5 protein-coding genes are annotated in these 17,747 nt (G+C 66.4%); all 5 read left to right on the top strand.

Annotation, left to right across the window (positions count from 1 at the left end; translation table 11 throughout):
- Nucleotides 1-113 precede the first annotated feature (113 nt).
- Nucleotides 114-13,130 carry a non-ribosomal peptide synthetase gene (locus J5M73_RS03270; RefSeq protein ID WP_207815047.1) on the top strand — a complete coding sequence of 4,339 codons (13,017 nt, stop codon included), beginning with the start codon at nucleotides 114-116 and terminating at the stop codon, nucleotides 13,128-13,130.
- A gap of 141 nt (nucleotides 13,131-13,271) precedes the next feature.
- Complete coding sequence (locus tag J5M73_RS03265; protein WP_207815045.1) at nucleotides 13,272-14,309, top strand: ParB/Srx family N-terminal domain-containing protein; 1,038 nt, start codon at nucleotides 13,272-13,274, stop codon at nucleotides 14,307-14,309.
- A 148-nt stretch (nucleotides 14,310-14,457) separates the two neighbouring features.
- Nucleotides 14,458-15,507, top strand: a complete 1,050-nt coding sequence (locus tag J5M73_RS03260; protein ID WP_108546040.1) for a hypothetical protein — start codon at nucleotides 14,458-14,460, stop codon at nucleotides 15,505-15,507.
- Between the two features lie 886 nt (nucleotides 15,508-16,393).
- Nucleotides 16,394-16,750 carry a hypothetical protein gene (locus J5M73_RS03255; RefSeq protein ID WP_207815043.1) on the top strand — a complete coding sequence of 119 codons (357 nt, stop codon included), beginning with the start codon at nucleotides 16,394-16,396 and terminating at the stop codon, nucleotides 16,748-16,750.
- A 108-nt stretch (nucleotides 16,751-16,858) separates the two neighbouring features.
- A complete protein-coding gene (locus tag J5M73_RS03250; RefSeq protein ID WP_207815041.1) occupies nucleotides 16,859-17,671 on the top strand; it encodes an alpha/beta fold hydrolase in 813 nt (270 codons plus the stop codon).
- Nucleotides 17,672-17,747: the final 76 nt, after the last annotated feature.

Genomic DNA, 17,747 nt, shown 5'->3' with positions numbered 1-17,747 from the left:
CTTCCGGATGCCCATGATTTACTTATAACTATTTGATTTATAGATAGTTTTTTTAGGTTATGGCAGAGCAGGGCCCGATCTCCATTGCAAGCATAATCCTGGCAGGAAACCCCATGACGGACGCGTTCGAACTCCCCAGTACCCTGGCCCAAGCCCTTCAACGCCGGGCAGTCCTGGCACCTGATCAAGTGGCGTTGCGTTTCCTCGCCGAAGAGCAGGCACAGAGCGTGGTCCTCAGTTATCGGGATCTGGACCTTCGCGCGCGGACCATTGCGGCCGCCCTGCAAGCCAATGCCCGGCAGGGGGATCGGGCGGTCCTGCTATTCCCCAGTGGTCCGGACTACGTCGCGGCATTTTTCGGTTGCCTGTATGCCGGGGTGATCGCGGTGCCGGCCTACCCGCCGGAATCGACCCGTCGTCATCACCAGGAGCGCCTGATCTCGATCCTCGCCGACGCCGAGCCGCGGCTGCTGCTGACCAGCGCCGGGCTGCGCGATTCGCTGTTGCAGATGGACGAACTCAAGGCCACCGGCGCGCCGCAACTGCTGTGCGTGGACACCCTGGACGCCGGGCTGGCCGAAGACTGGCAGGCCGTTGAGCTTGAGGACCACGACATCGCCTTCCTGCAATACACCTCCGGTTCCACCGCGCTGCCCAAGGGCGTGCAGGTCAGCCACGGCAACCTGGTGGCCAACGAGCTGTTGATCCGCCGCGGCTTCGGCATCGACCTCAACCCGGACGATGTGATCGTCAGCTGGCTGCCGCTGTACCACGACATGGGCCTGATCGGCGGCCTGCTGCAGCCGATCTTCAGCGGCGTGCCCTGCGTGCTGATGTCGCCGGCCTACTTCCTGGCCCGCCCCGTGCGCTGGCTGGAAGCGATCAGCGAATACGGCGGCACCATCAGCGGTGGCCCGGATTTCGCCTACCGCCTGTGCAGCGAGCGGATCAGCGAATCGGCCCTGGAGCGCCTCGACCTCAGCCGCTGGCGCGTGGCCTATTCCGGTTCCGAGCCGATCCGCCTCGACACCCTGGAAGGCTTTGCCGAAAAGTTCAGCGCCAGCGGTTTTTGTCGCGACAACTTCCTGGCTTCCTACGGCCTGGCCGAAGCCACCCTGTTCGTCGCCGGCGGCGTGCGCGGCCAGGGCATCCCGGCCTTGCGCCTGGACGACCAGGCCCTGGCGCAGAACCGTGCCGAGCCGGGGCAGGGCAGCGCCATGATGAGCTGCGGTTTCAGCCAGCCGGAGCACGCCGTGCTGGTGATGGACCCACAGCAGCTCAGCGAACTGCCTGACAACCGCATCGGCGAAGTCTGGGCCGCCGGGCCGAGCATCGCCCACGGCTACTGGCGCAATCCCGAAGCCAGCGCCAAGACCTTCGTCCAGCATGCCGGCCGCACTTGGCTGCGCACCGGCGACCTGGGTTTCATGCGTGACGGCGAGCTGTTCATCACCGGGCGCCTGAAGGACCTGCTGATCGTGCGCGGGCACAACCTGTATCCCCAGGACATCGAAAAGACCATCGAGCGCGAAGTGGAAGTGGTGCGCAAGGGTCGGGTGGCGGCGTTTGCGGTCAGCGACCAGGGCCAGGAAGGCATCGGCATCGCTGCGGAAATCAGCCGCAGCGTGCAGAAGATCCTGCCCCCCGAGGCACTGATCAAGGCCATCCGCCAGGCCGTGGCCGAAGCCTGCCAGGAAGCGCCCAGCGTGGTGGTGTTGCTCAACCCCGGGGCCCTGCCGAAAACCTCCAGCGGCAAGTTGCAGCGCTCCGCCTGTCGCACCCGGTTGGCCGATGGCAGCCTGGATTACTACGCGCTGTTCCCGCAGGCCGGCAGCGAACCCGCCCGCGTCGGTGAAGGTTCTGATGATGAACTGCAAAACCTGATCGGGCGAATCTGGCAGGAACAGCTGCAATGCGCGGCAGTGGCCGCCGACGATCACTTCTTCCTCCTGGGGGGCAACTCCATCGCGGCCACCCAGGTCATGGCCCGCCTGGGTCAGGAACTGGGCCTGGAGTTGAGCCTGCGCCTGTTGTTCGAAGCGCCGACCCTGGGCGCCTTCACCGCCGCCGTGGCACGTCTGCAACAGGACGGCGGCGTGGCCCAGGGCAGCATCCAGGCCCTGTCGCGCCAGCAGCCGCTGCCCCAATCCCTGGCGCAGAACCGCCTGTGGATCACCTGGCAACTGGACCCCCACAGCAGCGCCTACAACATTCCCGGCGGCCTGCGCCTGCGTGGCGAACTGGACGAAGACGCCCTGCGCAGCAGCTTCCAGCACCTGCTCCAGCGCCACGAAGCGCTGCGCACGCGGTTCTTCGAGCGCGACGGCCAGGCCCTGCAACAGGTGGACGCGGCCGGTGAGTTCAATCTGCAGGTGATCGACATCAGCGACCTGCCGCCAACCGATCGCGAAGCCCGGGCGCAGCAGATTCGCGAAGACGAGGCGCGCACCCAGTTCGACCTGGAAAAGGGCCCGTTGTACTGGGCGACCCTGATCCGCCTGGATGATGAAGAGCACCAACTGCTGTTGACCCTGCACCACATCATCGCCGACGGCTGGTCGCTGACTGTGCTGATCGACGAGTTCTCCCGGCTCTACGCCGCTGCGGCCCAGGGCCAGCGCCTGGAGCTGGCGCCCCTGAGCTTGCAGTACGCCGACTACGGCAGCTGGCAGCGCCAATGGCTGGCCCAGGGCGAAGGCCAGCGTCAGCTGGACTACTGGAAGCAGCAACTGGCCGATGAGGCCCCGGTACTCAGCCTGGCCACCGACCACCCGCGTTCGGCCCAGGTCCGCCACAGCGCCGCACGCCACAGCCAGCGCTTGAGCGTGACCCTCAGTGAGGCGATCCGCCAGACTGCCCAGGCCCAGCAAGTGACGCCGTTCATGCTGTTGCTGGCCACCTTCCAGACCCTGTTGCACCGCTACAGCGGGCAGACCGACATCCGCATCGGCGTGCCCAACGCCAACCGTCCACGCCTGGAAACCCAGGGCCTGCTGGGCTTCTTCATCAACACCCAGGTACTGCGCGGCCAGCTGGATGCGCGCCAGACCTTTGCCGAGCTGCTGCAGCAGACCCGCCGCATCGCCCTTGAAGCCCAGGCGCATCAGGACCTGCCCTTCGAACAGTTGCTCGAAGCCTTCCCCGACGCCCGCGAGCAAGGCCTGTTCCAAGTCATGTTCAACCACCAGCAGCGCGACCTCAGCGCCTTGCGCCGTCTGCCCGGTCTGCTGGCCGAAGAACTGCCGTGGCACAGCCGCGAGGCCAAGTTCGACCTGCAACTGCACAGCGAGGAAGACCGCAACGGCCGCCTGAGCCTGGCCTTCGACTACGCTGACGAGCTGTTCGACGCGGCGACCATCGAGCGTCTGGCCGGGCACTTCATCAGCCTGCTGGAGCAGGCCTGCCAGCAACCGGACAGCGCCCTGGGCGACTTGCCGTTGCTCGGTAAGGTCGAAGCGGCGCAACTGCAACAATGGAGCGTGGCGCCTTGCGCGAGCGCTGAACGCTGGCTGCCGGAACGCCTGCATGAGCAACTGCAGCAGACCCCGGAGCGCACCGCGCTGATCTGGAACGGCGGCCATCTGAGCTTTGCCGAACTCCATGCCCAGGCCAACCGCCTGGCCCATTACCTGCGGGACAAGGGCGTCGGCCCGGACGTGTGCGTGGCCATCGCCGCCGAGCGTTCGCCACAACTGCTGATCGGCCTGTTGGCGATCATCAAGGCCGGTGGCGCCTACGTGCCCCTGGACCCGGATTATCCCGCCGAGCGCCTGGCCTACATGCTCGAAGACAGCGGCGTGCAACTGCTCCTGACCCAAACCCATTTGCTCGGCCAGATGCCCGAGGCCCCAGGCGTCAGCACCATCGCCATGGACAGCCTCAAGCTCGACAGCTGGCCGAGCCAGGCCCCGGGCCTGCACTTGGACGGCGAGCACCTGGCCTATGTGATCTACACCTCCGGCTCCACCGGCCAGCCCAAGGGCGTGGGCAACACCCATCGCGCCCTGATGGAGCGCCTGCAATGGATGCAGGACAGCTACCAGCTGCAAGCCGACGATGTGCTGATGCAGAAGGCCCCCATCAGCTTCGACGTGTCGGTGTGGGAGTGCTTCTGGCCGCTGATCAGCGGTTGCCGCCTGCTGCTTGCCGCCCCCGGCGAGCACCGCGACCCGCATCGCATCGCCCAGCTGGTTCAGGAGTATGGCGTGACCACGCTGCACTTCGTGCCGCCGCTGTTGCAGCTGTTTGTCGATGAACCGCTGAGCGCCGAATGCCACAGCCTGCGCCGGGTGTTCTCCGGTGGCGAAGCCTTGTCCGCCGAGCTGCGCAACCGCCTGCTGCAGCAGTTGCCGAACGCGCAACTGCACAACCGTTACGGCCCGACCGAAACCGCGATCAACGTCACCCACTGGCAGTGTTCGGTGGATGACGGCGAGCGCTCGCCCATTGGCCGGCCGCTGGGCAATGTGCTGTGCCGGGTGCTGGATGCCGAGCTCAACCTGCTGCCGGCCGGGGTTCCGGGCGAGCTGTGCATCAGCGGCCAGGGCCTGGCCCGGGGTTACCTGGGACGCCCGGCGCTGACCGCCGAACGCTTTGTGGTCGACCCCCTGAGTGAGGAGGGCGCGCGCCTGTACCGCACCGGCGATCGGGTGCGCTGGTGCGCCGACGGCGTGCTGGAATACCTCGGCCGTCTCGATCAGCAGGTCAAGCTGCGGGGCTTTCGGGTCGAGCCGCAGGAAATCGAAGCGCGGCTGCTGGCCCAGGACGGCGTGGCCCAGGCCGCGGTGCTGGTGCGCGACAGCGTCGCCGGCCCGCAGTTGATCGGCTACTACACCGCCCCTGCCAGCGACGAAGATGAAACCGAGCAACGCGCTCGGCTGACCACCGCCCTGGCCGCCGAACTGCCGGAGTACATGGTGCCGGCGCAACTGCTGCGCCTGGAGGCCATGCCCCTGAGCCCCAGCGGCAAGCTGGATCGCCGGGCCCTGCCGGAACCGCAATGGCAGGTGCGCGAGCACGTCGAACCGAGCACCGATCTGGAACGGCAGATCGCCCAGATCTGGCGCGACGTGCTGGGCCAGCCCCGGATCGGCCTCAAGGACGACTTCTTCGCCCTGGGCGGGCATTCGCTGCTGGCCACCCAGATCATTTCCCGTACCCGTCAGGCCTGCGATGTCGAGTTGCCGCTGCGGGCGCTGTTCGAAGCCAGCGAGCTGGGAGACTTTGCCGAACAGGTGCTGCTGATCCAGCAGTCCGGCGCGCGCAACCAGCAGCCGCCGATTGCCCGGGTCGACCGCAGCCAGCCGGTGCCGCTGTCCTATTCCCAGCAGCGCATGTGGTTCCTCTGGCAGATGGAACCCGACAGCCCGGCCTACAACGTCGGCGGCATGGCGCGGCTGTCCGGGGTGCTGGACGTGGGCCGCTTCGAGGCCGCGTTGCAGGCGTTGATCCTGCGCCACGAAACCCTGCGCACCACCTTCCCCAGCGTTAATGGCGTGGCCCACCAGCAGGTGCATGCCGACACCGGCCTGCGCATGGCCTGGAAGGATTTCTCGGCCCTGGCTCCGGATGCCCGGCAACAACGCCTGCAACAACTGGCGGACAGCGAAGCGCACCAGCCCTTCGACCTGGAAACCGGCCCCTTGCTGCGCGCCTGCCTGGTCAAGGCCGGGGAGCAGGAGCACTACTTCGTCCTGACCCTGCACCACATCGTCACCGAAGGCTGGGCCATGGACATCTTTGCCCGCGAACTGAGCGCGCTGTACGAAGCCTTCCTCGACGACCGCGAATCGCCCCTGGAACCCTTGCCGGTGCAGTACCTGGACTACAGCGTGTGGCAGCGCCAGTGGCTGGAATCCGGCGAGCGCCAGCGCCAGCTGGACTACTGGACCGGGCAACTGGGCCGCGAACACCCATTGCTGGAACTGCCCAGCGACCGGCCACGGCCCGCGGTGCAAAGCCACCAGGGCGAGCTGTACCGCTTCGACCTGAGCGACGAGCTGGCGGCTCGGGTGCGGGCTTTCAATGCCGAACACGGCCTGACCCTGTTCATGACCATGACCGCGGCCCTGTCGGTGCTGCTCTATCGCTACAGCGGCCAGACCGACCTGCGCATCGGCGCGCCGGTGGCCAACCGCATCCGCCCGGAAAGCGAAGGGCTGATTGGCGCCTTCCTCAACACCCAGGTGCTGCGTTGCCAGCTCGACGGGCAGATGAGCGTCGGCCAGTTGCTGGAGCAGGTGCGCCACACCGTGATCGAGGGCCAGTCGCACCAGGACCTGCCGTTCGACCATCTGGTGGAAGCCTTGCAACCTCCGCGCAGCACCGCCTACAACCCGCTGTTCCAGGTGATGTGCAACGTCCAGCGCTGGGAGTTCCAGCAAAGCCGGCAACTGGCGGGCATGACCGTGGACTACCTGGTCAACGATGCCCGGGCCACCAAGTTCGACCTCAACCTGGAAGTCACCGACCTGGATCAGCGCCTGGGTTGCTGCCTGACCTACAGCACCGACCTGTTCGATGAACCGCGCATTGCGCGCATGGCCGCCCATTGGCGCAACCTGCTGCGGGCCCTGATCGACGATCCGCAGCGGCGCCTGTGCGAACTGCCGCTGCTGCACGTCGAGGAACAGCAACAGCTGCTGGACAGCCTGAGCGTCGAGCCCGGCGAGCAACGTCTGGACCAGTGCATCCACCACCTGTTCAGCGAACAGGCCCTGGCCCGTCGCGACGCCCCGGCCCTGACCTTCGCCGGACAGACCCTGAGCTACAGCGAACTGGACAGCCGCGCCAACCGTCTGGCCTGGATGCTGCGCGAGCGTGGCGTAGGCCCACAAGTGCGGGTCGGCCTGGCCCTGGAGCGTTCCCTGGAAATGGTTGTTGGCCTGCTGGCGATCCTCAAGGCCGGTGGCGCCTACGTGCCCCTGGACCCGGAATACCCCCTGGACCGCCTGCACTACATGATCGAAGACAGCGGCCTCGGCCTGCTGCTCAGCGATGCACGTATGTTCGCCGCCCTGGGTGAGTTGCCGGCGAGTGTTGGTCGTTGGTGCCTGGAGGAGGACGGCGCGTTGCTGGCCGACTACCCGGCCAGCGAGCTGCCGTTCATCAGCCTGCCCCAGCATCAGGCGTACCTGATCTACACCTCCGGCTCCACCGGCCAGCCCAAGGGCGTGGTGGTGTCCCACGGGGAAATCGCCATGCACTGCCAGGCGGTGATCCGCCGTTTCGGCATGCGCCCGGACGACTGCGAGTTGCACTTCTATTCCATCAACTTCGACGCCGCCACCGAGCGTTTGCTGGTGCCGCTGCTCAGCGGCGCCCAGGTGGTGCTGCGGGCCCAGGGCCAGTGGGATGCCGAAGAGATCTGCCAGCTGATTCGCCAGCATCGCATCAGCATCCTCGGCTTTACCCCCAGCTACGGCAGCCAGTTGGCCCAACATCTGGCGACCCAGCAGCAGACCCTGCCGGTGCGCATGTGCATCACTGGCGGCGAGGCCCTGACCGGCGAACACCTGCAACGCATCCGCGCGGCGTTCCAGCCGAGCCTGTTCTTCAACGCCTACGGCCCCACCGAAACCGTGGTCATGCCCCTGGCCAGCCTGGCGCCGGAGCACTTGGCCGAAGGCGTGGCCAGCGTGCCCATCGGCCGCATCGTCGGGGCGCGGGTGGCTTACATTCTCGACGCTGATCTGGCGCTGGTGCCCCAAGGGGCGACCGGTGAGCTGTATGTCGGCGGCGCCGGGCTGGCCCAGGGTTATCACCGTCGTCCGGGGATGAGCGCCGAGCGTTTCGTGGCCGATCCGTTCTCCGGCGATGGCGGGCGCCTGTACCGCACCGGTGATCTGGTGCGCCAGTGCGCCGACGGTCAGCTGGAGTACATCGGCCGGGTCGACCATCAGGTGAAGATTCGCGGTTTCCGCATCGAGCTGGGAGAGATCGAAACCCGTCTGCTGGATCATCCGGCCGTGCGTGAAGCGGTGGTGCTGGCTCTCGACACCCCGGCGGGCAAACAGCTGGCCGCCTATCTGGTGAGCGAGGTGGCCGAGCACAACGAGGCGCAGCAGGCCAACCTGCGTGAAGCCCTCAAGCAGCAGCTGAAAACCCAGCTGCCGGACTACATGGTGCCGACCCACCTGATCCTGCTCGACAGCATGCCGCTGACCGCCAACGGCAAGCTCGACCGCCGGGCCCTGCCGATGCCGGACCCGGAGCTCAACCGCCAGCAGTACGTGGCGCCGAGCAACGAGCTGGAACAGACCCTGGCCAAGGTCTGGGGCGAAGTGCTGAACGTGCGGCAAGTGGGCCTCAACGACAACTTCTTCGAACTGGGGGGCGACTCGATCCTGTCGATCCAGGTGGTCAGCCGCGCCCGCCAGCTGGGGCTGCACTTCACCCCGCGGGACCTGTTCCAGCACCAGACCGTGCAAACCCTGGCCCGGGTCGCCAGCCACACTCAGCGCGTCAGCGCCGAGCAGGGCCAGCTCAGTGGCGAAGCGCCGCTGACGCCGATCCAGCACTGGTTCTTCGACAGCCGCATTCCCCAGCCACAGCACTGGAACCAGGCATTGCTGCTGGAGCCGCTGGGCCTGCTCGATGCCCAGACGCTGGAACAGGCGCTGCTGGCGGTGCTGGAGCAGCACGACGCCCTGCGCCTGCGTTTCAAACCGGTGGATGGGCAGTGGCGCGCCGAGTACCTGCCGCTGTCCGACGCGCCTGTGCTGTGGCAAGTGCGGGTGCCGTCCATGGCCACCTGCGAGGCACTGTTCGCCGATGCCCAGCGCAGCCTCGACCTGGAACACGGGCCGCTGTTGCGGGCGGTGTTGGTGGACGGGCCGGAAGGCGAGCAACGCCTGCTGCTGGCGATCCACCATTTGGTGGTGGATGGCGTGTCCTGGCGCGTGCTGTTGGAGGATCTGCAGAACGCTTATCGCCAGTTGCAAGCCGGACAGAGCCTGAGCCTGCCGGCCAAGACCAGTGCCCTGCGGGACTGGTCGAGCCGCCTGCTGGCCTATGCCGGCAGCGAATCCCTGCGTGAAGAACTCGGCTGGTGGCAGCGGCAACTGGCCGGCCCGGCCGCGCAACTGCCGGGGCTCAACGCCACTGGCCGCCAGCAGCATCAGCAGGCCCGCAGCCACAGCGTGACCCTGGATGCCGAGCGCACCCGCCAACTGCTGCAACAGGCCCCGGCGGCCTACCGTACCCAGGTCAACGACCTGCTGCTGACCGCCCTGGCCCGGGTGCTGTGCCGCTGGAGCGGGCAGCCTTCGGCCCTGGTGCAACTGGAAGGCCACGGCCGCGAGGCGCTGTTCGACGAGATCGACCTGACCCGCAGCGTCGGCTGGTTCACCAGCGCCTATCCGCTGCGCCTGACCCCGTTGCAAGTGGAAGAAGCGGCCGGGCAGGGCGCCTCGATCAAGGCCATCAAGGAACAACTGCGGGCCGTGCCGCACAAGGGCCTGGGTTACGGCGTGCTGCGCTACCTGGCCGATGACGCCTGCCGCGAGGCCCTGGCGGCGCTGCCGCTGGCGCCGGTGACCTTCAACTACCTGGGGCAGTTCGACCAGAGTTTTGGCGCCGACGCATTGCTGCGTCCGCTGGATGAATCCGTCGGTCCGACCCATGCACCTGAAGCACCGTTGCCCAACGAGCTGAGCATCGACAGCCAGGTCTATGGCGGCGAGCTGGTACTGCGCTGGACTTACAGCGGCGAACGCTTCGCCGCCGAACTGATCGGCGAACTGGCGGACGCCTACCTGGGTGAGCTGCAGAGTCTGATTGCCCATTGCCTGCGCGACGATGCCGGTGGCCTGACGCCGTCGGACTTCCCCCTGGCGCGCCTGACCCAGGCCCAGCTCGATGGCCTGCCGGTGCCGGCTGTGCAGATCGAAGACGTCTACCCGCTGACCCCGATGCAGGAAGGCATGCTGCTGCACACCCTGCTGGAGCCGGGCACCGGCTTGTATTACATGCAGGACCGCTACCGCATCAACAGCGAGCTGGACCCGGAGCGTTTCGCCCAGGCCTGGCAGGCGGTGGTGGCGCGCCACGAAGCGCTGCGCGCGTCGTTCTGCTGGAACGTCGGCGAAGACATGCTGCAAGTTATCCACAAACCGGGCCGCACCCCGATCGAGTTTCTCGACTGGAGCACGGTGCCCGAGGCCGAGCAGGAACCCAAGCTCCAGGCCCTGCATAAAGCCGAGCGCGAGGCCGGTTTCGATCTGCTCAACCAGGCGCCGTTCCACCTGCGGCTGATCCGCGTCGGCGCCGCGCGCTACTGGTTCATGATGAGCAACCACCACATCCTCATCGATGCCTGGTGCCGCTCGCTGTTGATGAACGACTTCTTCGAGATCTACACCGCCCTGGGCGAAGGCCGCGAGGCGCAACTGGCGGTGCCACCGCGCTACCGCGATTACATCGGCTGGCTGCAACACCAGAGCCTGTCCGAGGCGCGGCAGTGGTGGCGGCAGAACCTTGAAGGTTTTGAACGCACCACGCCGATCCCCAGCGACCGGCCGTTCCTGCGCGAACACGCCGGTGACAGCGGCGGCATGATCGTCGGCGACTGCTACACCCGCCTGGATGCCCGGGACGGCGCGCAACTGCGCGAGCTGGCGCAGCAGCATCAGCTGACCGTCAACACTTTCGCCCAGGCGGCCTGGGCCCTGGTGCTGCGGCGCATGAGTGGCGATCGCGACGTATTGTTCGGGGTCACCGTGGCCGGGCGCCCGGTGGACATGCCGGAGATGCAACGCACCGTCGGCCTGTTCATCAACAGCATCGCGCTGCGGGTCAAGCTGCCCGAGGAGGGGCAGCGTTGCAGCGTGCGCCAGTGGCTCGGCGACCTGCTCGACCGCAACATGCAACTGCGTGAATACGAATACCTGCCGCTGGTGGCGATTCAGGAGTGCAGCGAGCTGCCCAAGGGCCAACCGCTGTTCGACAGCCTGTTCGTGTTCGAAAACGCCCCGGTGGAAGTCTCGGTGCTGGACCGCGCCCAGAGCCTGAACGCCAGTTCGGATTCCGGCCGTACCCACACCAACTTCCCGATCACCGCCGTGTGCTACCCGGGGGATGACCTGGGCCTGCACCTGTCCTACGACCAGCGCTACTTCGAACAGGCGACCATCGAGCGCCTGCTCGGCGAGTTCAAGCGCCTGCTGCTGGCGCTGATGCAGGGCTTGCATGGCGACATGGCCGACCTGCCGCTGCTGGGTGAAGAGGAGCAGGATTTCCTGCTGGCCGGCTGCAACCAGAGCCAGCGTGAGTACCCGCTGGAGCGCAGCTACGTGGAGCTGTTCGAGGCCCAGGTGGCGGCCCATCCGCAGCGCATCGCCGCCAGTTGCCTGGACCAGCGCTACAGCTATGCCGAGTTGAACCGCTACAGCAACCGCTTGGGTCATGCCTTGATCGCCAACGGCGTGGGCTTTGATCAGCCAGTGGCCTTGCTGGCCGAGCGCGGCCTGGAACTCTTGGGCATGATCATCGGCAGCTTCAAGGCCGGGGCCGGCTACCTGCCCCTGGACCCGGGCCTGCCAAGCCAGCGCCTGGGGCGCATCATCGAGCTCAGCCGCACGCCGATCCTGGTCTGCACCGCGGCTTGCCGCGAACAGGCCCAGGCCCTGCTGGACGAGTTCGCCTGTGCCGCACGGCCACGGTTGCTGGTCTGGGAAGAGCTGCAAGCCGCCGGGCATGCCGAAAGCAACCCGGGGCGCTACAGCGCGCCGGACAACCTGGCCTACGTGATCTACACCTCCGGTTCCACCGGCCTGCCCAAGGGCGTGATGGTGGAGCAGCGCGGCATGCTCAACAACCAGCTGAGCAAGGTGCCGTACCTGCACTTGAGCGAGGCTGACGTGATCGCCCAGACCGCGTCCCAGAGCTTCGACATTTCGGTTTGGCAGTTCCTTGCTGCGCCGCTGTTCGGCGCCCGGGTCGACATCGTGCCCAACGCCATCGCCCACGATCCCCAGGGCCTGTTGGCTCACGTCCAGGAGCAGGGCATCACCGTGCTGGAGAGCGTGCCGTCGCTGATCCAGGGCATGCTCGCCCAGGACGCCATTGCCCTGGATGGCCTGCGCTGGATGCTGCCCACCGGCGAGGCCATGCCGCCGGAACTGGCGCACCAATGGCTGCTGCGTTATCCACAGATCGGTTTGGTCAACGCCTACGGTCCGGCGGAATGTTCCGATGACGTGGCCTTCTTCCGGGTGGACCTGGCTTCGACCCGGGGCGCCTACCTGCCCATCGGCACGCCCACCGACAATAACCAGCTGTACCTGATGGACGATGCCCTGGCGCTGGTGCCCCTGGGCGCGGTCGGCGAGCTGTGCGTGGCCGGCACTGGTGTTGGCCGCGGTTACGTCAGCGACCCGTTGCGCACCGCGCTGGCCTTCGTGCCCCATCCGTTCGGTGCGGCGGGCGAACGCCTGTACCGCACCGGCGACCTGGCACGCCGGCGCAGCGACGGCGTACTGGAATACGTCGGCCGGATCGACCATCAGGTGAAGATCCGCGGCTACCGCATCGAGCTGGGGGAGATCGAAGCGCGCCTGCACGAACAGCCGGAAATCCGCGACGCCGCCGTGGCGGTGCAGGAAGGGGCCAACGGCAAGCACCTGGTGGGCTACCTGGTGGCCAGTGACTCAAGCCTGAGCCCGAGCGAATGCCTGGAGCGGATCAAACCGCGCTTGCGCGCCGAACTGCCGGAATACATGGTGCCGCTGCACTGGCTGTGGCTTGCGCGCCTGCCCCTCAACGCCAACGGCAAGCTTGATCGCAAGGCCCTGCCGGCCCTGGAGATCGGCCAGTTGCAGAGCCAGGACTACCAAGCCCCGGGCAGCGAGCTGGAGCAGACCCTGGCGTACATCTGGGCCGAGGTGCTCAAGGTCGAACGGGTGGGCGTGCGCGACAACTTCTTCGAGTTGGGCGGGCATTCCCTGCTGGCCACGCAGATTGCCTCGCGGGTACAGAAAACCCTGCAACGCAACGTACCGCTGCGGGCCATGTTCGAATGCAGCACGGTGCAGGAGTTGGCCGCGTACATCGAAGGACTGGGCGCCAATGCAATCAGCGAGGAGAAGGTCGACCGGCTGAGTGATCTGATGGCCGAGCTGGAGGGCTTGTAACCAAGGTGTCGGCTTCGCTGGCAAGCCAGCTCCTACAGGAGTCGGGTTGATGGTACATAGGCCCTTGGACCCTCTGTTATGATCGCGCCCGGCCCAGGTCCAAGCACCTGCGCCGGGCGTTTTCATTCAAGGACCGGAACCATGGCAGAGCCGCTTTACTGGCACGACATCGAAGATACGATGGGCAACTGGAGCGGTCTGGGTGTCGAAGTGCAGCCAAATGCCACGGACAAACCGCCGCTGTACCTGCGCACCGGCGCCAATGCCCGGATCAAGTTGATGCACCACGACACGCCATTGTTCTGGGCCACCTTCGCCTGGGATCACGGCGGCGTCTGGCTGGTGCGCAACCCGCTGGCGGAAGGCGCCGAATGCCGAATGCTGGCCCCCATCGATTCACCCACAGTCCAACAGTACGCAGCCCTGGCGCCTGAGCTACGGATCAAGGCCTGGAGCCGCTATTTCGTCAGCCGCCTCAGCGAAAGCGCCCGGCACTTCCTCACCCCCGGTTACTGGCTGGCCCAGGGCCTGCTGCCGGAGCCCTCCAGCACCGCGAACGGCCTGGACCACTGGCGCTTCACCTCGGTGATCGATCCTTTGACCCACGTGCCCAGCTGGCACCTGTACGGCGAGGATTTTCTCGACAACCTGCAACCCCAGACCCTGGAGTGGATCGACTGGTGGCACGGCGGCGGCAAGCTCATCGGCCTGCACCGGGTCGACCCCGAGGCGGGGCGCTTGAAATGGTGGCGCAAGAAGGCCCGGGAAGGCAGCCTGCCGCCGATTCTGCTGTGGTACGTCGGCGGGCTGGCCTCCTATGTGGTCATCGATGGGCATTACCGCTTGCAGGCGGCCATCGCGGAAAACCTCGCGCCATCATTCATCGTTCTCAGCGCCACCCGCGAGCGCGACTTCACGCCGAGCCTGGAGCATCAGCAGCGGGTCATGGATTCACTGCGCAAGCGCGGCGACGCGGTGCCGCGCAACCCGGCCCTGAGCACCGAGCACCTCAACCGGGTGCTGATCCAGGCGTTCGATGACCGGCCGCAATACCGCAGCGCTACCCCGGCCTGGGCCGGCAACGAGCCGCAATCGCAGTGGTGCGACGAGGTGCGCCAGTGCCTGAGCGGGCAAGGGCTGGAAGACCAGATGGAGGCGGTGATTGCCCGGCGTGGATAGGGCGCTGGCCGTGTTCGCTGGCAAGCCGGCTCCTACAGGGGGGCTGCTCGTAGGAGCTGGCTTGCCGGCGAACAGGTCCCCAAACACTCTGCTATATTCGCGCCCGCCCGCCGCAGGGCCGGTCATTGATAAAGGATTAGGGACAATCGTGGAACAGCTTTTCTGGCGTGACATCGAGGATTTGGCCGGCCAGTGGAACGGCCTCGGCGTGGACGTCAAACGCCCGGCCAGTGGCAAGCCCAACCTGTGCCTGCTCAGTGGCGACAACCGCCGCATGCAGCTGGTGCTGGGGGACCAGACCCTGCTCTGGGGCACCATGTCGCACTGCCGCTATGGCGTGTGGCTGGTGCGCAATGACCTGCCGGAGCAACTGCCGCAAACCCTGGTGGGCCCCATCGACTCGCCTCAGGTTGAACAACAGGCGCGCCTCGACCCGGCCCTGCGCCTCAAGGCCTGGAGCCGCTTCTTCGTCGAGCAACTGATGCAGCACCAGCCGGACTTCTTCTACCCCGGCTCCTGGCTGGTGCGGGCCTTGCGCCCGGCGTCCCAGAAACCCATGCGGCCGCTGCTCAGCGGCACCGAAGCCTGGTACTTCAAGGGCGGCGAAGACGCCCAGAGCCATATGCCGCAGTGGGCGATCTACGGCCGCAACATCCTCGACAACCAGCAGCCCGGCTCGGCGCGCTGGGTCGAGTTGTACGAGGGCGGCGGGGCGGTGGTCGGCCTGCATGCCGTGGACCCCCATTCCGGACGCTTGAAATGGTGGCGCAAAAAAGCCCGCGAAGGCAGCTTGCCGCCGATCCTGCTGTGGTACGTCAGCGGCCTGAACTGCCACCTGATCCTCGACGGTCATTACCGCCTGCAGGCGGCCATCGATGAAAACCTGCCACCGGAGTTCCTGGTGCTCAGCACGCCGCGGCTCTACCACTATCGCCCCAACCCGCAAGAGCAGCAGAAAGTGCTGGGGGCGCTGCAAGTGCAGGTCCAGCGCAACAACCTGGACACCAGGCGCTTCAACCAGTTGCTGATCAGCACCTTCGACGATCGGCCGTATCACGGCTTCGGCAGCCAGTCGTGGGCGGGGATCGCTTCGGAGCAGGAGTGGATCGACCAGGTCAGCGGCATCCTCAAGGCGCGCGGAGGCCTGAGCGATCTGGAGGAAATCCTCGAACGCGAGGCGCCGGAAGAATACCGCTGAGTCATGCTTGCGGCTGATGCCAATCGGTTTTTTGTAGCCGCTGCCGCAGGCTGCGTACGGCTGCGCAGCAGACGCGGCGATTTCAAGGCCGCCAGCGTTCTTTGACGGGAGATCGCCAAGCAAGGTCCTGCGGACCTTTTCGCAGCCTCGCCAAGGCTCGACAGCGGCTACAGTACCCCCTGGCGACCCTGTAGCCGCTGCCGCAGGCTGCGTACGGCTGCGCAGCAGACGCGGCGATTTCAAGGCCGCCAGCGGTCTTTGACGGGAGATCGCCAAGCAAGGTCCTGCGGACCTTTTCGCAGCCTCGCCAAGGCTCGACAGCGGCTACAGTACCCCCTGGCGACCCTGTAGCCGCTGCCGCAGGCTGCGTACGGCTGCGCAGGCAGACGCGGCGATTTCAAGGCCGCCTCAGGTCTTTGACGGGAGATCGCCAAGCAGGGTCCTGCGGGCCTTTTCGCAGCTTCGCCAAGGCTCAGCAGCGGCTACAGGGCAACAATTTCATAGGTCCATAGGCCAATGCCGATCGGGGTAAGGTGGTTTCGGAAACGGGCTGGAAGGTCGCTGGAACGGTGTTTAGTCGCTTTCTTTTGTAAGGCAAATCCGAGAAACTGCGGGCCGCTTGAATGCGCCTGGTGGGCGGGCTAGGGTTCCGGAGCCATCGCCCAATCGATGGCTCGGATGTGCAAGTCCGACCGTTACCAGACGCATAAGCGCTCAGTCATGCCTGAGCGATTTCATGTTCGCCGTGTTATGGCGGCCGTGCGCGGGAGATCTTTGGATCTGCCGGGGTTCTGGTAACTCGGTCTTGCACACCCGCGCACGGCTGCCACCTTATTCGTGTGCAAGCGAACGGTGTCAGCTCCTTGTCATTACCAGGAGTTTGACCATGAAAAAGCTCGTCCCCGATCCCCCCACGTCCTATCGCGATCCCGAACTCAAGGCCGCCAACGCCACCCTGCGCGTGGCCCTGGCTCAGCAACCGTTGGACCCCGCGCTGTTCCAGCTCACGACCCAAGCCAAAGCCGTTTCCCCCGACTCGCTGTTCAGCGTGCGCGAAGGCGTCAGCGCCGAAGAGGCCCTGGTGCATGTGGCGTTGTTGCTCAAATGTGCCGAAGAGGTCTGCGATGAAATCACCCAGCAGGGCAGCGGCCTGGAGCGCGGGCTGATCTGGTCCATGGTGCATTCGGTGGAGATGGCCCGCGCGGTGGTGGAGGCCTTGCTCGACGGCCAGCGCGGGCCGTGAATCCGGGCATTTCCTGATACGTTTTTGTCGCCCCGGTCCGATTGACTGAGCCTGGTTCACGGCACAGTCTGTCGGACCTTTTTCGTCATTCCCTTCAGGAGCTAGCCGATGCCTTTCGCGACCATCGATGGACAACCGTTGCACTACCTTGACCAGGGCCAGGGGCCGGTGGTGTTCCTGGCCGGCAGTTATTTGTGGGACACCAGCATGTGGGCGCCGCAGATCGAGGCGTTGTCGGCGCAGTACCGGGTGATTGCGGTGGACCTGTGGGGCCACGGCCAGTCCGGGGCGCTGCCGGCAGGCACCGCGTCGCTGGACGATGTGGCGCGGCAGATGCTGGCCTTGCTCGATCATTTGCACATCGAGCGGGTGACGTTGGTGGGCTTGTCGGTGGGCGGCATGTGGGGTGCACGTCTGGCCCTGGCGGCGCCGCAGCGCATCGACGGTCTGGTGCTGATGGACACCTACCTGGGGGCCGAGCCGGAGCCGACCCGGCAATACTACTTTTCCCTGTTCCAGCAGATCGAGGACAGCGGCCTGATCGCCGAAGCGCTGCTGGATATCGTGGTGCCGATCTTCTTCCGCCCGGGTATCGATCGGCAGTCGGCGCTGTATCAGGATTTTCGCGCCAGCCTCGCGGCACTGCCGGCCGAGCGTTTGCGCGCGAGCGTGATTCCCATGGGGCGCATCACCTTCAGCCGGGCGGATGTGCTGGATCAGTTGCAGCACCTGGATGGGCCGAACACCTTGCTGCTGTGTGGCGACCAGGACCAGCCGCGGCCACCGGCGGAAACCGTCGAGATGGCCGAACGCATCGGCTGCCCTTACCAGCTGGTGCCCGAGGCCGGGCATATCTCCAGCCGTGAGAACCTGGAGTTCGTGACCCGGGCCTTGCTGGCGTTTTTACAGCGCCACGGTTGAAGCCCGATTCTTCCGTTGCAGGAGCTGGCTTGCCAGCGAAGGGGCCCGCAAGCCGGACGCCAGCCTGACGGACGCT

It is taken from the genome of Pseudomonas sp. 50_B (assembly GCF_017491625.1).
GTDB classification, from domain to species: Bacteria; Pseudomonadota; Gammaproteobacteria; order Pseudomonadales; family Pseudomonadaceae; genus Aquipseudomonas; species Aquipseudomonas danubii.
Note: the sequence above shows the minus strand (reverse complement) of the source record. Positions and strands in the feature narration are given on the sequence as shown.